The sequence below is a fragment of the Neisseria sp. HMSC061B04 genome, from assembly GCF_001836705.1.
Taxonomy (GTDB): Bacteria; Pseudomonadota; Gammaproteobacteria; order Burkholderiales; family Neisseriaceae; genus Neisseria.
In genome coordinates this window covers 113,460-129,532 of sequence record NZ_KV830224.1, presented here as the reverse complement: position 1 = coordinate 129,532, position 16,073 = coordinate 113,460, and the positions used below count along the sequence as shown (strand labels likewise).

Below are 16,073 nucleotides of genomic sequence, written 5' to 3'. Positions count from 1 at the left end.
GAATATAGGATATTGATTGTATGAAGTGGGTGACTTTTGTTTTAACCTTCGCACTTTTGTGCTGTCAGTACAGCCTTTGGTTTGGTAAAGGCAGCGTCGGGCATACGGAAGAATTGCAGGAGCAGCTCGTCCGTCAGGAGGAAAAAAACCAAACGCTCACTTTACGCAACAATTTCCTCAATGCGGAAGTTGAAGACTTGGCACACGGACAAGAGGCTATCGCCGAAATTGCCCGCGTCGAATTGGGCTATGTTCAAGACGGCGAAGTATATTACCGAATCATCGACCGCCGCTAAACCCTATCAAACAAAGGCCGTCTGAAAACACACTTTTCAGACGGCCTTTTTTATCGCAATCGCTATATAATCACATATCCCAAAATCAAATTACACCCATCATGTATGACGTAAACACCCACGATGTCCGCCGATTTTTTGCCCACGTCTGGCAACACAGGCTCGCACCGCTCCAATTGGACGGCCTGCAACAAAAAGCTTTGCGCATTATCGAAGCACATCCCGAATACGGACACTATCTCGAAGACATCGAACAATATTTAGATAAAGAATGGCTGCCCGAAGACGGCGAAAGCAACCCATTCCTGCACATGTCGCTACACCTTTCCCTGCAAGAGCAAAGCGCCATCGATCAACCGCCGGGCATCCGTGCCATCCACCAACAACTTTGCGCCCGTTACAACGGCGACTGGGTTAAAGCCGAACACGATATGATGGAAGCCTTGGCAGAAACCATCTGGGAAGCACAACGCTACGGACGGGGCCTTGATGTCAACGCCTACATGACCCGCTTGCGGAAATTGGTCGGCTTAGGCCAAGAAGAAAACGCCCGCCTCAATCCCCATGAGGTCGGCCTGATGGATACAAAGTAACTTCTTTTCAGACGGCCTCATCCCATACAAGTCCTTACGCTTGCCAAAGCCAACATTTCCATCTTTCATGCTAAATTACTTTTTTGAAATCCCCTTATAAGGAAACCAAAATGCTCCGTCCAGCCCTTATTGCCCTACTGCTAGCCGCCTCCCTGCCCGTAGCAGCAGAAAGCCTCAACTACAACATCGTTGAATTTTCCGAATCCGCCAACATGGAAGTACCGCGGGACACCATGACCGCATATTTCAGCGTCAATGCAGAAGGCAAAGACCGTCAAGCCGTCAACCAAGCCTTCATGAAGAAATTCAACCAGTTCAACAAAATTTCCCAAAACAGCAAATTTAAAGCCGAGCTGATGGAACGCAACGCCTCACCGCGCTATCAATATACCAACGGCAAACGCACCCAAACCGGCTGGGAAGAACACGCTTACTTCAAAGTAGAAAGCAAAGACTTTGAAGCACTCAACCGCCTGATTGCCGACAGCATCAATATCGCCGTTTTGGAAAACTCCTCATTTTCCGTATCCAAAGAAAAACGCGAAGAAACCGTCGATCAGCTGAGCAAAGCCGTCATCATGCGCTTCAAAGACCGCGCCCAAAACCTCGCCCATACGCTCGGCTTCTCAAGCTACAAAATCGTCAAACTCAACCTGGGCCACATCGGCAACCGCCAAGTCGGCGGAGACTTTGCACACGCCAAAATGCTGCGTGCAATCCCCGCCGCAGAAGTAGCTGCAGGAATAGAAGATGGCGTACCGGCCTCTCCGGGTTCGGAAGAAATCAGCCTGACTGTTAACGGCTCGGTACAAATGTAGGATTTTATTTAGATAATATTAAAGGCCGTCTGAAGTCTATTTTTCAGACGGCCTTTTATTATTTAGTCATTAGAACGGTCGTTTCTATATAACGAAAGAATGCAAAAATAAAACTCTAATTATTTCAAATTGTTGCGTTCAAATATTGATACTTTCCTTAAAAATACGTAAAAATAACCCCGATAACAGAGTAATTATGTCATTATATTTTACAATATTAACGTAAAATTTTTACACATTGCTTTCGAGAGCCAACCATTTATGTTCTCTGTTTTACTTTTTGAGAATAAAAACAGAGGACTTCTATACTTTGGTGTGAATAATTCTCTTGAATAAATTTCTGTTCTATAGCTATGCTCTATTTTTGAGTTTCAAATGTAGTATGGAGCTATCAAAATTGACAACTCCATAAATAATATTCTTATTCTTTGTTTAATCTAACAAGAAAATGCTTAAATTGTTCTTCGTCGTTATCCAACTTTCCGAAAAATAACTCATCAATTTGCTCAATTAACGGAACAGCTGTTTGTAATATTTCTTCTCCTTTTGAGACCTTTGCAAAATTCCCCAAAATCCCCTAAATGTCTTGGTGGGAATTTAGGGGATTTTGGGGAATTTTGCAAAGGTCTCGGCCTTTTATTATTTAGTCATTAGAACGGAATATCGTCGTCGATATCCTCAACCGGAGCGGTCGGTTGTGCCGGTGCAGGACGACGGGCCGGGGCGGCCGGGGGTTCTTGCGCCGGGGCAGATTGGTATTGCTGTTGAGGCGCTTGTTGGTAACTGCTTTGGCTTGAATGACTGCCTTGGTTGTAGCCGTCATCGTATGGTGCGCCGCCGCTGTTGTCGTTGCGGCTGCCGAGCATTTTCATCTCATTGGCGATGATGTCGTAAGCGGTGCGCTCGATGCCGTCTTTGCCTTGGTATTTACGGCTTTGGATACGGCCTTCCAGGTACACTTGGCTGCCTTTACGCAGGTATTGACCGGCGATTTCGGCAAGTTTGCGGTACATGGTGATGTTGTGCCATTCGGTACGTTCTACGCGTTGGCCGTTGCGGTCGTTCCAAGTTTCGCTGGTGGCAACGCTGAAGTTACAGACGGCCTCGCCGTTGGGCATATAGCGGACTTCCGGGTCGCGGCCGAGACGGCCGATGAGGATAACTTTATTCAATGACATTTTACACTCCTGTGATGATTTTTTCGGCGGCCTCTTGGTCGAATCCTTTTTGCAAGGCCTTGATATAAATGGTTTGTTTGTCTGCGCTGAAGCTGATGCTTTCGACGCCTTCAATTTCGGTCAGTTTTTGGTAGAGCAAATCCGGATTTTGTTGCCATTCGGCGTTAAGCGGATAGCTGAGGTTTTTGACGGGTTTCGGTGCCGGTAAGATGAGTGCCAATACCAGCCACAGCAGCATCAATACGCTACAAAAGGTAAAAACGCCTGAAAACCCATATTTTTGGAACAATAAGCCGCCGGTCGCGCCGCCGACAAACAAGCCGACTGACTGTAATGTGTTATACACGCCCATCGCCGTGCCTTTCAAATCGGACGGGGCGATTTTCGATACCATAGACGGCAGGCTGGCTTCCAATACATTGAAACCAATAAAATAAACAATCAAATAGGCGGTAATCAACCATATCGAGTGCATGCCAAACAGCAAGCCGATTTGCGCCGCTGCGATGCAGACGATACCGAGGATAAACACTTGCTTGAGTTTGTTGCGCGTTTCGCCGACGATAATCAACGGTACCATAATAATCAGGCCGGTAATGGTTGACGGCAGATAGACTTGCCAATGATGGATTTTTTCCAAACCCAGCTGCGTCATGGCAAACGGCAATGCAGTAAATAAAGCCATTTGCGCCGCATGCAAGGCAAAAATGCCGAAATCGAGATTGAGCAGCTGGCGGTTTTTCAATACTTCGCCCATACGCGAAGGCTGCGCCTGCGTGTCTTCGTGCAATTTTGACACTTCGGGATCAGGCGTCATCCACGCAACCACACCGATACTGATTACCGTCAGGATACCGGTCAGCGCAAACAGGCCGGATACGCCGATAAAGCTGGCAATCATCGGCGCAAGCACCAGGCTGACGGAGAAGGTCAAGCCGATGCTCAGGCCAATCATTGCCATCGCACGCGTCCGCACTTCGCTACGGGTCAAATCCGCCAGCAAAGCCGTTACCGCCGCGCTGACGGCACCCGCGCCTTGAATGGCACGCGCGGCAACCAACATTTGCAGGCTGTCGGCAACTGCGGCCAAGAAACTACCGGCGGCAAACACAATCAAGCCGATATAAATCACTTTTTTACGGCCGAACTTGTCGGAAGCGATGCCCAATGGCAGCTGCAACAAGGCCTGTGTCAGCCCGTAAATGCCCATTGCCATACCAACCAATGCTTTATTATCTTCCGCACCGGGCAACGAAGCGGCATACATCGCCAAAACAGGCAGCACCAAAAACATCCCCAGCATACGCAGTGCGTAAACGCCGGAGAGTGTGGTACTGGCACGCCATTCGTGCGGAAACATTTGAATGCGGTTATCTCTTGCCATAAATAATGTTTCAGACGGCCTTAAATTTGCGAAAGGCCGTCTGAAAGTGTGAATTAACAGATTTTCTGATTATACAGGATTCAAAGGAATTGCATGGGGCAAATCGCAAGCCGCTCAACCCCACTGCCATCTATTCCGCCACGCGCCCAATACGGCATTCGGATATTTGTTGCTGCCCAAGCTGCCGTTAAACCTTGCCAACGCGCGGACAATATTGCCTTTTTCGATATTGTTGTAATGGCGCAGAATGGTGCAGCCGTAGCGCAGATTGGTGCGGATGTCGAAAAGGTTGTGCGATGGATTGCCGATATAGTTTTTCCAAAACGGCATTACCTGCATCAAACCGCGCGCACCCACGCCGCTGATGGCATATTGGCGAAACGCGCTTTCCACTTCAATCAAGCCCAAAATCACTTGAGTATTGAGTCCGGCGCGGCTGCTTTCGTATTGGATATTGACCAACAAACGGCGGCGCTCGCCTTCATCGGGAATAAAGCGTGCCAATCGGGAAGACATCGCCGCCAACCAACGCTCCCCTTCCCTTGCATCGGTAAACACCAGCCGAGCAGGACTGGCACTATTGATCGAACTGCGCATCACGGAAGCCACATCATCGGCCAGCGTTTCTTCACGTTGCGCCCCCGCCCATGCGGCCGCAGGCGTCAAAAGCATGGCTCCGCCGACTTGCAACAGGCGGCGGCGTGATAAAAATAAGGAATCTTGGTTTTCCGATTTCATGTGTTTCTCTTTTTAGGCCGTCTGAAAAGTTCAGACGGCCTTTGATATATTTGCTTAAAATCAGCATTATAAAATACATCTATGAGCAGAATCAAAGAGCTGTATTCCTTTTATTGTCAAGTGATACCGCCTCAAGTAACATTTAGGTTTTTCTAATCAAGCGGTATTTTTTATGACCACCACTCCCGCCAACGTTTTAGCCTCCGTCGATTTGGGTTCCAACAGTTTCCGCCTGCAAATTTGTGAAAACAACAACGGCCAGCTGAAAGTCATCGACTCCTTCAAACAAATGGTACGCTTTGCCGCCGGCTTGGATGAACAAAAAAACCTGAGCGAAGCCTCTCAAGAACAAGCCTTGGAATGTTTGGCAAAATTCGGCGAACGCCTGCGTGGATTCCAACCTGAAAACGTGCGCGTGGTGGCCACCAACACTTTCCGCGTCGCCAAAAACATCGCCCAATTCCTACCCCGTGCCGAAGCGGCGCTGGGTTTCCCTATCGAAGTCATTGCCGGCCGTGAAGAAGCGCGTCTGATTTACACCGGCGTAGTGCATACCCTGCCGCCCAAAGGCGACAAAATGCTGGTTATCGACATTGGCGGCGGTTCGACCGAATTTGTCATCGGCTCGGATTTGCAACCGCTGACCACAGAAAGCCTGCCTTTGGGCTGCGTAACGTACAGCATGCGCTTCTTCCAAAACAAAGTGACCGCCAAAGATTTCCAAGCCGCCGTTTCCGCCGCGCGTATCGAAATCCAGCGCATCAGCAAACTGATGAAGCGTACCGGCTGGGATTTCGCTATCGGCACGTCCGGTTCGGCAAAATCCATACGCGACGTTTTGGCGGCCGAATTGCCGCAAGAAGCCGATATTACCGCCCAAGGCATGCGTTATCTTGCCGATAGGATTATCGAAGCTGGTTCGGTAAAAAAAGCCAAATTTGAAAACCTCAAACCCGAACGCGTCGAAGTTTTTGCGGGCGGGTTGGCCGTAATGATGGCCGCTTTTGAAGAACTCTCGCTGACCAAAATGACCGTTACCGAAGCCGCCCTCCGCGACGGCGTGTTCTACGACTTAATCGGCCGCAGCCTCAATGTCGATATGCGCGAGCAGACAACGGCAGAATTCCAAAAACGCTACCACGTCAGCCTCAACCAAGCCAAACGTGTTGCCGATACCGCGCAAGCCTTCATGAACAGCCTGTGCCACGCCAAAAACGTAACCGTTCAAGAACTCGCCCTGTGGAACCAATACCTCAGCCGCGCAGGCCGTCTGCATGAAATCGGTTTGGATATCGCCCATACCGGCTATCATAAACACTCCGCCTACATTCTCGAAAACGCCGATATGCCAGGCTTCTCACGCAAAGAGCAAACCATTTTGGCGCAACTGGTTATCGGCCATCGCGGCGACCTCAAGAAAATGGCGGATATTATCGGCGACAACGAAATCATGTGGTGTGCCGTATTGTCCCTGCGTCTGGCCGCCCTCTTCTGCCGCTCGCGCCTGCCGCTCGATTTGCCGCCGCAAACCCAGCTTCGCATCGATGAAAACAACCACAGCTTCATCTTGCGCATCAACGCCCAATGGCTGGAGCAACACCCCCTCATCGCCGATGCGCTGGACTACGAAAGCGCGCAATGGCAAAAAATCGATATGCCTTTCTCGGTTCAAGCACAATAAACCGCGCTCCGTTATAATAGGCAGCTGTTCAAAATCCAAACCGCAGGCCGTCTGAAAACGACAGCCTGCCATACATCAAGGAAAACCATGAAAAAACCCCAACGCGGCTACGCCCGCCAAGACCGTGTCAAAGAACAAATCATGCGCGAACTGGCCGAACTCGTCCGCACCGGCCTGAAAGATCCGCGCGCAGGCTTCATTACCATCAACGAAGTCGAAGTTACCCGCGATTACAGCCACGCGACCGTGTTCTACACCGTCCTCGACGACAGCACGCGCGACATCACCGAAGAAGCTTTGGAACACGCCAAAGGCCATTTGCGCAGCGAATTGGCCAAACGCATCAAACTCTTCAAAACGCCCGAGCTGCACTTCAAATACGACGAATCACTCGAACGCGGCATGAGCATTTCCAGCCTGATCGACCAAGTGGCGGCGGAAAAACCGGTTGAAGACTGATTGATTAAAACACACAGGCCGTCTGAATGCTTTCAGACGGCCTGAACATTACCCCCTACCCGATATGACAACTAAACCAACCAAACGACCGGTCAATGGCGTTCTTCTTCTCGACAAACCCGAAGGTCTTTCCAGCAACACCGCCCTGCAAAAAGCGCGGCGGTTGTTCCGTGCCGAAAAAGCCGGGCATACCGGCGTACTCGATCCTTTGGCCACAGGGCTTCTGCCTGTTTGTTTCGGCGAAGCGACCAAGTTTGCCCAATACCTGATTGATGCCGACAAAGCCTATACCGCTACGTTAAAACTGGGCGAAGCCAGCAGCACAGGCGATGCCGAAGGCGAAATCATCGCTACCGCACGCGCCGATATTTCATTGTCCGAATTTCAGACGGCCTGCCATGCCTTAACAGGCGATATCCGCCAAGTGCCGCCCATGTTTTCCGCCCTCAAGCACGAAGGCAAACCGCTATACGAATATGCACGCAAAGGCATCGTTATCGAACGCAAAGCGCGCGACATCACCATTTACTCCATTAATATCAATGAGTTTGATGCACCTAAAGCCGTGATAGACGTACGCTGCAGCAAGGGCACTTATATCCGCACCCTCAGCGAAGACATCGCCAAACACATCGGCACATTCGCCCACCTGACCGCCCTACGCCGTACTGAAACCGCCGGCTTTACCATTGCCCAAAGCCACACGCTCGAAGCCTTGGCAGAATTGGACGAAGCCGAACGCGATGCCCTGCTGCTGCCTTGCGATGTCTTGGTGCAACATTTCCCCAAACTTGAGCTAAACGACTACGCCGTTACCATGCTCAAACACGGCCAACGTCCCCAGTTCACCGACGACATTTCCGCCGAGCAGCCCATCCGTGTGTACAGCCGAGACGGCACATTTATCGGACTGGTGGAATATCAAAAAGAAATAGGCCGTCTGAAAGCCTTGCGCCTGATGAATACCGCCGAGCAATAACTTCCTGCAAAGAGAGCCGATCATGAAAGTTTATACCGCCGCCCAAATGCGCGAACGCGAACAAGCAGCCGTCGATAAAGGCACAAGCTTCGACCAACTGATGGAAAACGCCGGCAGCTCTGCCGCCCGAGACCTCATGAAGCGTCATCCTCAAGCCGGACGCGCCCTGATCGTTTGCGGCAAAGGCAACAACGGCGGCGACGGCCTAGTCATGGCAAGATATATGCAGGCACAAGCTTGGCACATCGATATTCTGTTTTCACTCGGAGAAAACCTCTCCCCCTTGGCTCAAACCAATCGCGAACGCCTCAACGGTTTGCCCCATATTGAATTGATAACCGTACAAGAACTGGAAGGCCGTCTGAAAAACGGTTACGACATCATTATCGAAGGCATATTCGGCACAGGCTTCAGCGGCGCGCTTCCAACCGAAATCGCCGCCCTCTGCCGCCAACTCAATCATTCAGACGGCCTGAAAGTCGCCCTCGATATTCCCACCGGCCTCAACTGCGACACCGCCGAAGCCGATCCCGACACATTCCGCGCAGACCTGACCTACACCTTTGCCGCCTACAAACCGGCGCATTTAAGCGAGTCCGGCAAAACCTATTGCCAAGAAACCGTCTGTTTACCTATTGGCATTGATTGAATACCTATAAAAAATAACAGGGTGCAATTTTGCACCCTGTGACTTTTGCTTACTTCCAAATCTGCGCCAATTTGATCCCCAGCGCCGTCAAACCAAACGAACCGAAAACATGCAGACAGGTTGCCATCAAAGCCATGCCCCAACGTTGCGCCTGCATCAAACCCACCATCTCCACTGAAAAACCTGAAAATGTGGTCAAGCTGCCGAGAAATCCGGTAATCCAAAGCAAACGCCATTGCGGATCGGTTAAGAGTTCTGCCAATACGCCGATCAGCAGCGCACCTAGCCAGTTTGCCGCCAATGTACCGATAGAAAAAGGTGCAGAAGACACCAGCACCAAGCCAAACAGCCAACGCAATACAGCCCCGACAGCGGCACCGCAAACAATGGGAAAAATATAAGCAAACATAACACGTTAAAAATTCAATTCAAAAACAGGCCATCCGGTCATGAGGCCGTCTGAAAACCAAGCAAGGATGCCTTCATATCTTATTGCCAAATCTTAGGCGCAGATTTCAAATATCTGCCGTCATCGAAAGTACAAATCCATTGCGGCTTGAGCGCGATAAAAATGGCTGTTGAAATACCGCTCAAAAATGCCTCTGCCCAAGCGATTAAGAAGAAAACAGGAAAAGCAGTTTTCCACAATACCGCCGTATCAAATACATCCGCCCAGTCCAACAAACCGACCAAAATTACGCCGGTAAACACCATGCCGACCGCCGCGGCCCAAAAACCATTCAGAAAAATAAAGATAAAGATATTGGCAGGCAAACGCGTCACCCAATGGCGGAAACCCAAGTTCACCAACAAAGGCGGAAGCAATACGGACAAGGCGTTAATGGGGAACATATGCCAATCGCCCCAAAGCCACAAATACGGGAAAAACAGCAAAACGCCGATGCAGAACGCGGCAGAGGTGCCCAGCATTAAAGCCGTCAGGTTTAAAGCAAGCAAATGATAGCTCATGCCGGCCAGTTGTCCGCTTTCAGGAGAGGCATTCAAACTCCAAGCCAGCGGCAACATCACGGCAGCCACCAAGAATGCGGAACGATGCTGCGATACCGACACCCATGCCTGCTTTGCGCACAAAGCAAAAATCACCAGCAACACAGACCATGCCGCCATCACGACACCAACGGGAAACCATCCGTTTTGAAAAATCATCTTCTCATCCGCAAAATGTTCAGACGGCCTATTATACGCGCCTCAAGCCATGGCTTTGACAATCCTGTCATTCTTTGCCGTTAAAGCTTGTTTCGGCTGGTTTTGTTTACCCGAAAAAAGCGTTAGAATAATGGACTTTGCCGTTTAATTAAGGGGATGGACGCATGCTTTGGACAATATTGGCTTTAATTCTGCTGGCTGTCATAGCCGGATTGTTCTGGTGGCGCCAGAAACAAGAGCAAAAGTGGCGCCAAGAATTGGCCCGACTCAGTGGCGATGAAGAAGAAATAAACGAAGAAGACAGCCCGGTCGGTTTTGCCAGCCAACTGGACAGCCTGAAACGTTTGTTCAGCATGAACAAGCGCACCGCCGACAACCATAAAATCGCCCGCATCCGCCTGCTTTCCGCGCTCGAACACAATAAAATGCAACACGCCGAAACAGACGAAGAGCACGCAGCAGAGCCCGTTGCCGAAGAGCCGGAACACATCGCAACGACCGAAGAAGAAATCAAAGTGGCGCCTAAAACCCGCAAATCTGCCAAGCCGGAACGTATTCCCAAAATCACGCCGTTTGCGCAAATGGAAACGCCCGAATACAGCCCGTCTTTGGTGCAAAACAGCAATTTTGAAGAAATCACATTAGAAGAAGCCACCCGTTCCCTGCACGAAGCGGCGGTTGAAGAATGGAACGAGCATTTGGCCGAAAAAAATGCGCCGATTTACAAAGACGAAGTCGAGACCCCATTGTTGCGCGCTTCATCCCTGCCGATGACCGGCATGGAAATCATCGACTACAACGATCCTGTTTTGCGCCGCACACGCGAACGTGCCTTGGCGCGCGCCAATAATGTCCGCGTGGCAGAAGCCCATGCGCCGCATATCGAAACCGTTCAGACGGCCTTAAGAACTGCCGAAAAAGAAGCCATACTCCCCTATACTTCCATGCAGGCTTTTCCTTCTGAAATCCAAGCGGAAGATATTCACGACAACCTTGCCCGCCGTACCGCCGCTCGCCATAAACTGGCCGCGGCCGTCGCCCCATTACGCGACTATTCTCCGCGCACCATCGAAAATGACGAAATTCTGGCCAACTTGGGACAAATCAGCCGTCCTGCCAGCCTGCGCCGTCAAGTTCGCCATACCGAAGCTGCCGCCGAAAGATGGGCGCGTAAACAAGCTGCCACGGAAGCTGTTGCACCGCAACCTGCCGCACCGGCAACGCCGTCCCGTCCGAAACCGGCTGCGCCTGTTAAAAAATCCCCTTATATCTCCCGACCTGCCGCGCCAAACGCAACCGTAGTCGAGCCGCCTGCCGTACCGGTCGTCCCGATGGCGAAAACCGATATCCCCGAGCCGCCCGTTTTCCAAACCTCGATTGCGCCGATTGATATCCCCGAGCCGCCTGCTTTTGAACATAAAATCCAAGTGCCGATTTTTGATGCACAAGTCAATGCGCATGTCAGCAACCAACCTGAACGCAGTATCCGCGATTATTTAATCAGCGAATCTGCGGAAGAAGAAACAGAATTCGATGGTGAGCCGGAAGCGCCGGTACAAGCGGAAACAGAAGCGATTCAAGCGGTTGAAACGATTGAACCCGTTGAACCTGCTGAAACAATCGCAAGGCCGTCTGAATATACACAGACAATCGTTGAAACGCCTGTTCGAAGCGTAGAACCCAGCGTTCAAGAAGATACACCAAGCGTAGCGATTCCAACTTCGGCAACACTGACCGATGCGCTTCTACCGACCACTGCCCTGCTCCTGCCGCCTCAGTTTGACCCGAGCGCCTCGCAAACTGAAGAACAATTACTGGAAAACAGCATCACCATCGAAGAAAAACTGGCCGAGTTCAAAGTTAAAGTCAAAGTGATGGACTCCTATTCCGGCCCGGTCATTACGCGTTATGAGATTGAGCCTGATGTCGGCGTGCGCGGCAGTGCCGTTTTGAACCTTGAAAAAGACTTGGCGCGCTCGCTTGGCGTGGCTTCCATCCGTGTGGTGGAAACTATCCCCGGCAAAACCTGCATGGGCTTGGAATTGCCTAATCCGAAACGCCAAATGATCCGCCTGAGCGAAATCTTCAATTCGCCTGCGTTTACCGAGTCCAAATCCAAACTCACCCTCGCGCTCGGCCAAGACATTACCGGCCAGCCTGTCGTCACTGACTTGGCCAAAGCGCCGCATCTGCTGGTTGCCGGTACGACCGGTTCGGGTAAATCCGTAGGCGTGAACGCCATGATTCTGTCTATGCTCTTCAAAGCAACGCCGGAAGACGTGCGCATGATTATGATTGACCCGAAAATGCTGGAACTGAGCATTTACGAAGGCATTCCGCACCTGCTCGCCCCTGTCGTAACCGATATGAAATTGGCTGCAAGCGCACTGAACTGGTGCGTCAACGAAATGGAAAAACGCTACCGCCTGATGAGCTTTATGGGCGTGCGCAACCTTGCCGGTTTCAACCAAAAAATTGCCGAAGCCGCCGCGCGTGGTGAAAAAATCGGCAGCCCGTTCAGCCTCACGCCTGAAGATCCTGAGCCATTGGAAAAACTGCCGTTTATCGTGGTCGTCGTAGATGAATTTGCCGACCTGATGATGACCGCCGGTAAGAAAATTGAAGAGCTGATTGCCCGCCTTGCCCAAAAAGCCCGCGCAGCCGGTATCCATTTGATTCTTGCCACCCAACGCCCCAGCGTGGATGTCATCACCGGCCTGATTAAAGCCAATATTCCGACACGCATTGCCTTCCAAGTATCCAGCAAAATCGACAGCCGCACGATTCTTGACCAAATGGGCGCGGAAAACCTGCTCGGCCAAGGCGATATGCTGTTCCTGCCACCCGGTACCGGCTATCCGCAACGTGTACACGGCGCGTTCGCCTCCGATAACGAAGTACACCGCGTAGTGGAATATCTGAAACAATTTGGCGCACCCGACTATATCGACGATATTTTGAGCAACGGTTCGACCGAAGACTTTACCGGTACCAGCCGCAGCAACGACAGCGACCTCGACCCCATGTATGATGAAGCCGTTTCCGTTGTCTTGAAATCGCGTAAAGCCAGCATTTCCAATATCCAACGCCAACTGCGCATCGGCTACAACCGCGCTGCCCGCCTGATTGACCAAATGGAAGCCGACGGTATTGTTTCCCCGGCGGAAAACAACGGCAACCGCACCATCTTGGCACAAAGCAGCGACCATCTGGATTAATTTATCCTTGTATAAAATTAAGGCCGTCTGAAAACTTTTCAGACGGCCTTTTTAAATCAGATATGGTTCAGCAATTCCAATCAAATAAACAAGCAAATAAGTAATCTATAAACAACATTTCTTACAAATCTAAATGCTTTTGCATTAACGGCATTTGCTTCACAAAAAACAAGGTTCAATCAACCAAACTCAACCTACAAAATACATATCTCTACCCGTTTGTCACTATTTTCAGACGGCCTTTTGTCAAGACCGGAAAAAACAGGTAAGTCCGTTTTTCGATTAGAAACAATATTATTATGATTCATGCCTTCGGCAACACCCCACCCTTTACGAGGAAAAACAAATGAAAAAATATTTTGCAGAATTTTTCGGCACTTTCTGGCTGGTATTCGGCGGCTGCGGCAGCGCAGTATTGGCAGCAGCCTACCCTGGACTCGGCATTGGCTTTGCCGGTGTCGCCTTGGCGTTCGGCTTGACCGTACTGACCATGGCTTACGCCGTCGGCCATATTTCAGGCGGCCACTTCAACCCTGCCGTTTCCGTCGGCCTCTTCATCGGCGGCCGTTTCAACGGTAAAGACTTGTTGCCTTACATCGTATCCCAAGTTATCGGTGCGATTGCCGCTGCTGGCGTTCTGTATCTGATTGCTTCCGGTAAAACCGGTTTTGATGCTGTTGCTTCCGGCTTTGCCAGCAATGGTTTCGGCGAACACTCTCCTAACGGTTACGACATGATGGCCGCGTTGCTGATCGAATTCGTCCTGACCGCATTCTTCCTGATCATCATCATGGGTTCTACCGACAAACTGGCTCCGGCCGGCTTCGCCCCTATCGCCATCGGCCTGGGTCTGACCCTGATTCACTTGATCAGCATTCCTGTGACCAATACTTCCGTCAACCCTGCACGCTCTACCGGCGTTGCCTTGTTCCAAGGCGGCTGGGCTGTTGAACAACTGTGGTTGTTCTGGTTGGCCCCTATTGCCGGCGCAGCAGTTGGCGCGGCTATTTACCGCTTTGTTTTGGCAAACAACGACGACAAATAATCTAAACGGAATGATATTTCCGGTGCGGCCGATACCCTACTAAACCGTCCGCACCCAAGTTGCCGAGATACAAACGCACCGCCTGACTCAGACGGTGCGTTTGTTTTTGCCGTGTTACAATATTTCCTTTTCCCACATTCTCAAACCATCATGCAAACCTTACCTTTTCAAACCGATATCGCTGCCAGAATGCTGGTCAATACTGAAAACGAAACCATCCATCCCGATGCCGTATTCGTACAAACGCAAAACGGCTATTGGATTGCTTGGCACGACCAACAAGCCGCCCTGCTTGCCCCCGACACACCGCCCGATATTCCCTGCTTTTGGGTAGAAGGCGCAGAAAGCTTGGAAGAGCTGGTAAGCATGGTAGAAAACGGTGAATTTGACGAAGTCGAAGAATTTGACGGCGACGATGATGCTTGGCAAGAAGCACTCGGATGCGGCCATCATCACGAAGGGCACTGCGGATGCAGCCATTGAGATGTGCAAAACGCCTGCTTCCGGCACTTGCCCTTTGCCTGACGCTTAACAGCTGCGTTGTAGGCGCGGCTGTCGATTTGGCTGCCACGACCGTCCTGACTGCCGGGAAATTGGTTGTCAAAGGAACGGGAACAGTGATTGATGCCGCCATTCCTGACGGCAAAAAAGACAAGGACAAAGAAAAAGAAAAGAGCAAAGAAAAGCCAAAATCGGAAGAAATCATCTATAAGGAAGAGTCCTCCGATGAAGTAACGCAATAATCCTTCAGACGGCCTTGGTAAGGTAACCCATCCTACTGAGGCCGTCTGAGCATTCATCCTTACATATAGCCCTGTTCACGCAAAGAGCAGGTTTCTTTTGCCGTTACGATAAAATGGTCTAAGAGCGTAATATCCACCAAACTTAAAGCCTGTTTCAAACGCTCTGTAAACTGCACATCAGATTCAGACGGCCTTGCCGAGCCGCCCGGATGATTGTGTGCCAAAATCAAACTGTCGGCATATTCATCCAATGCCAATTTGACGATTTCACGAATATAAACCGTGTTTTCCGCCACCGTACCACGCGACAATTCCCGTACCGCAATCAATTGATTTTGACGGTTGAGCAGCAACGCAACGCTGACTTCGATTTTTTCATGCCCCAGATGCAGGCGCAGATAATCCGCAACCGATTTCGGGTTTGACAAAACCATCTGCTCCTGCAAATCCTCACCCAAAATCCGCCGTCCGATTTCTTTGACCACGGCAAACTGAGTATAGCTCGCCAAACCCATGCCCTTGCAAGCAGAAAGTGTTTTGGCATCCGCACTCATCAGCTTTCCCAAGCTGCCGAACTCGCTCAACAAATAACGCGCCAAATCAACCGCGCTCATGCCGCGTGTTCCGACACGCAATAAAATCGCCAGCAACTCCGCATCACTCAACGCCGCCGCGCCGCGCTCCAACAGCTTCTCACGCGGCCGCTCCCCCTCGGGCCATTCTTTAATGCTCATGTTTTCCCTTTTTATTCATATAACGGATTTGGTTTTTATTCAGAACAAAACCATCTTGCCCGCATAAAACGCAATCCGCACGACTTTATTAAAATTAATGCAATTTGCGTATTTTATTCTATCTTAAATTATTTTTTAAGACATTTGAATATAAATTAAACCCTTTTGTGCAGAAAAACAACGTTACCCATTTTTGCTATCCTGTTCCCCTGCCTGCCTTTCCTTTCCTATTTGTTTCAAATCAGCCGCTACAAGCATTTTCATATTGCCCCTATGAGGCTTAGGCTAATATAATATTGAGTTTGCCGAAAGCAAAAGTTAGGCTTAAATTGCTTTCTATCCACGCTGCCCGTGCGCTTTACAAGAGTTTCAGACGGCCTCCGTCCGACTC

General features: G+C 50.5%; 17 protein-coding genes. 11 read left to right on the top strand and 6 right to left on the bottom strand.

Features of this window, described 5'->3' with window-relative positions; translation table 11 throughout:
- Positions 1-20 precede the first annotated feature (20 nt).
- The 3 genes from ftsB (at position 21) to HMPREF2661_RS09705 (ending at position 1,707) form a co-directional block, all read left to right on the top strand.
- Complete coding sequence (gene ftsB / locus HMPREF2661_RS09715; protein WP_003679613.1) at positions 21-296, top strand: cell division protein FtsB; 276 nt, start codon at positions 21-23, stop codon at positions 294-296.
- Between the two features lie 101 nt (positions 297-397).
- Entirely contained in the window at positions 398-889 is a 492-nt protein-coding gene (locus HMPREF2661_RS09710; RefSeq protein ID WP_070814496.1) for a DUF1841 family protein, read from the top strand.
- Between the two features lie 110 nt (positions 890-999).
- The gene (locus HMPREF2661_RS09705) at positions 1,000-1,707 is read left to right on the top strand and encodes an SIMPL domain-containing protein (protein WP_070823555.1); all 708 of its coding nucleotides are present in this window, start codon (positions 1,000-1,002) and stop codon (positions 1,705-1,707) included.
- Positions 1,708-2,357: 650 nt separating this feature from the next.
- Here HMPREF2661_RS09705 and ssb read toward each other — a convergent pair.
- From ssb to HMPREF2661_RS09690, 3 genes are all read right to left on the bottom strand, one after another.
- Entirely contained in the window at positions 2,358-2,885 is a 528-nt protein-coding gene (gene ssb, locus HMPREF2661_RS09700; RefSeq protein WP_003746178.1) for a single-stranded DNA-binding protein, read from the bottom strand.
- Between the two features lies 1 nt (position 2,886).
- Positions 2,887-4,269 carry an MFS transporter gene (locus HMPREF2661_RS09695; RefSeq protein WP_070823553.1) on the bottom strand — a complete coding sequence of 461 codons (1,383 nt, stop codon included), beginning with the start codon at positions 4,267-4,269 and terminating at the stop codon, positions 2,887-2,889.
- A gap of 114 nt (positions 4,270-4,383) precedes the next feature.
- Complete coding sequence (locus tag HMPREF2661_RS09690; protein WP_049323449.1) at positions 4,384-5,007, bottom strand: lytic transglycosylase domain-containing protein; 624 nt, start codon at positions 5,005-5,007, stop codon at positions 4,384-4,386.
- A 172-nt stretch (positions 5,008-5,179) separates the two neighbouring features.
- On the opposite strand from HMPREF2661_RS09690, the gene ppx reads away from it, so the two are divergent.
- The 4 genes from ppx to HMPREF2661_RS09670 all read left to right on the top strand — a co-directional run bounded on the left by ppx (position 5,180) and on the right by HMPREF2661_RS09670 (position 8,775).
- Entirely contained in the window at positions 5,180-6,688 is a 1,509-nt protein-coding gene (ppx, locus tag HMPREF2661_RS09685) for an exopolyphosphatase (protein ID WP_070823552.1), read from the top strand.
- A gap of 87 nt (positions 6,689-6,775) precedes the next feature.
- Positions 6,776-7,147 carry a 30S ribosome-binding factor RbfA gene (rbfA, locus tag HMPREF2661_RS09680; RefSeq protein WP_070823549.1) on the top strand — a complete coding sequence of 124 codons (372 nt, stop codon included), beginning with the start codon at positions 6,776-6,778 and terminating at the stop codon, positions 7,145-7,147.
- Positions 7,148-7,211: 64 nt separating this feature from the next.
- Positions 7,212-8,126 carry a tRNA pseudouridine(55) synthase TruB gene (gene truB / locus HMPREF2661_RS09675; protein WP_070823547.1) on the top strand — a complete coding sequence of 305 codons (915 nt, stop codon included), beginning with the start codon at positions 7,212-7,214 and terminating at the stop codon, positions 8,124-8,126.
- A 22-nt stretch (positions 8,127-8,148) separates the two neighbouring features.
- Entirely contained in the window at positions 8,149-8,775 is a 627-nt protein-coding gene (locus tag HMPREF2661_RS09670; RefSeq protein WP_070823544.1) for an NAD(P)H-hydrate epimerase, read from the top strand.
- Between the two features lie 49 nt (positions 8,776-8,824).
- On the opposite strand, the gene HMPREF2661_RS09665 is transcribed toward HMPREF2661_RS09670, so the two are convergent.
- Both HMPREF2661_RS09665 and HMPREF2661_RS09660 read right to left on the bottom strand, forming a co-directional pair.
- Positions 8,825-9,184 (bottom strand): CrcB family protein, encoded by a 360-nt coding sequence (locus HMPREF2661_RS09665; RefSeq protein WP_003679592.1) that lies wholly within the window; start codon positions 9,182-9,184, stop codon positions 8,825-8,827.
- An 80-nt stretch (positions 9,185-9,264) separates the two neighbouring features.
- Positions 9,265-9,942, bottom strand: a complete 678-nt coding sequence (locus HMPREF2661_RS09660) for an energy-coupling factor ABC transporter permease (RefSeq protein WP_070823542.1) — start codon at positions 9,940-9,942, stop codon at positions 9,265-9,267.
- 164 nt (positions 9,943-10,106) lie between these two features.
- Here HMPREF2661_RS09660 and HMPREF2661_RS09655 point away from each other — a divergent pair, with 164 nt between their 5' ends.
- The 4 genes from HMPREF2661_RS09655 (at position 10,107) to HMPREF2661_RS09640 (ending at position 14,948) form a co-directional block, all read left to right on the top strand.
- Positions 10,107-13,160 carry a DNA translocase FtsK gene (locus HMPREF2661_RS09655; RefSeq protein ID WP_070823539.1) on the top strand — a complete coding sequence of 1,018 codons (3,054 nt, stop codon included), beginning with the start codon at positions 10,107-10,109 and terminating at the stop codon, positions 13,158-13,160.
- 346 nt (positions 13,161-13,506) lie between these two features.
- A complete protein-coding gene (gene aqpZ, locus HMPREF2661_RS09650) occupies positions 13,507-14,205 on the top strand; it encodes an aquaporin Z (protein ID WP_070823537.1) in 699 nt (232 codons plus the stop codon).
- A gap of 150 nt (positions 14,206-14,355) precedes the next feature.
- Positions 14,356-14,688, top strand: coding sequence for a hypothetical protein (locus HMPREF2661_RS09645; RefSeq protein WP_004520787.1), 333 nt, complete (start codon positions 14,356-14,358; stop codon positions 14,686-14,688).
- Positions 14,676-14,948, top strand: coding sequence for an NF038104 family lipoprotein (locus tag HMPREF2661_RS09640; protein ID WP_049359811.1), 273 nt, complete (start codon positions 14,676-14,678; stop codon positions 14,946-14,948). The genes HMPREF2661_RS09645 and HMPREF2661_RS09640 overlap by 13 nt, the downstream gene beginning before the upstream one ends.
- 59 nt (positions 14,949-15,007) lie before the next feature.
- Here HMPREF2661_RS09640 and radC read toward each other — a convergent pair whose 3' ends face one another.
- On the bottom strand, positions 15,008-15,682 hold the full coding sequence (gene radC / locus HMPREF2661_RS09635) for a RadC family protein (RefSeq protein ID WP_003746150.1): 675 nt from the start codon (positions 15,680-15,682) through the stop codon (positions 15,008-15,010).
- Positions 15,683-16,073: the final 391 nt, after the last annotated feature.

Bases quoted from the DNA above. Each gene is read 5' to 3' on its own strand.
- ftsB (WP_003679613.1), top strand. From the start codon at position 21: ATGAAGTGGGTGACTTTTGTTTTAACCTTCGCACTTTTGTGCTGTCAG.
- HMPREF2661_RS09710 (WP_070814496.1), top strand. From the start codon at position 398: ATGTATGACGTAAACACCCACGATGTCCGCCGATTTTTTGCCCACGTC.
- HMPREF2661_RS09705 (WP_070823555.1), top strand. From the start codon at position 1,000: ATGCTCCGTCCAGCCCTTATTGCCCTACTGCTAGCCGCCTCCCTGCCC.
- ssb (WP_003746178.1), bottom strand. From the start codon at position 2,885: ATGTCATTGAATAAAGTTATCCTCATCGGCCGTCTCGGCCGCGACCCG.
- HMPREF2661_RS09695 (WP_070823553.1), bottom strand. From the start codon at position 4,269: ATGGCAAGAGATAACCGCATTCAAATGTTTCCGCACGAATGGCGTGCC.
- HMPREF2661_RS09690 (WP_049323449.1), bottom strand. From the start codon at position 5,007: ATGAAATCGGAAAACCAAGATTCCTTATTTTTATCACGCCGCCGCCTG.
- ppx (WP_070823552.1), top strand. From the start codon at position 5,180: ATGACCACCACTCCCGCCAACGTTTTAGCCTCCGTCGATTTGGGTTCC.
- rbfA (WP_070823549.1), top strand. From the start codon at position 6,776: ATGAAAAAACCCCAACGCGGCTACGCCCGCCAAGACCGTGTCAAAGAA.
- truB (WP_070823547.1), top strand. From the start codon at position 7,212: ATGACAACTAAACCAACCAAACGACCGGTCAATGGCGTTCTTCTTCTC.
- HMPREF2661_RS09670 (WP_070823544.1), top strand. From the start codon at position 8,149: ATGAAAGTTTATACCGCCGCCCAAATGCGCGAACGCGAACAAGCAGCC.
- HMPREF2661_RS09665 (WP_003679592.1), bottom strand. From the start codon at position 9,184: ATGTTTGCTTATATTTTTCCCATTGTTTGCGGTGCCGCTGTCGGGGCT.
- HMPREF2661_RS09660 (WP_070823542.1), bottom strand. From the start codon at position 9,942: ATGATTTTTCAAAACGGATGGTTTCCCGTTGGTGTCGTGATGGCGGCA.
- HMPREF2661_RS09655 (WP_070823539.1), top strand. From the start codon at position 10,107: ATGCTTTGGACAATATTGGCTTTAATTCTGCTGGCTGTCATAGCCGGA.
- aqpZ (WP_070823537.1), top strand. From the start codon at position 13,507: ATGAAAAAATATTTTGCAGAATTTTTCGGCACTTTCTGGCTGGTATTC.
- HMPREF2661_RS09645 (WP_004520787.1), top strand. From the start codon at position 14,356: ATGCAAACCTTACCTTTTCAAACCGATATCGCTGCCAGAATGCTGGTC.
- HMPREF2661_RS09640 (WP_049359811.1), top strand. From the start codon at position 14,676: ATGCAGCCATTGAGATGTGCAAAACGCCTGCTTCCGGCACTTGCCCTT.
- radC (WP_003746150.1), bottom strand. From the start codon at position 15,682: ATGAGCATTAAAGAATGGCCCGAGGGGGAGCGGCCGCGTGAGAAGCTG.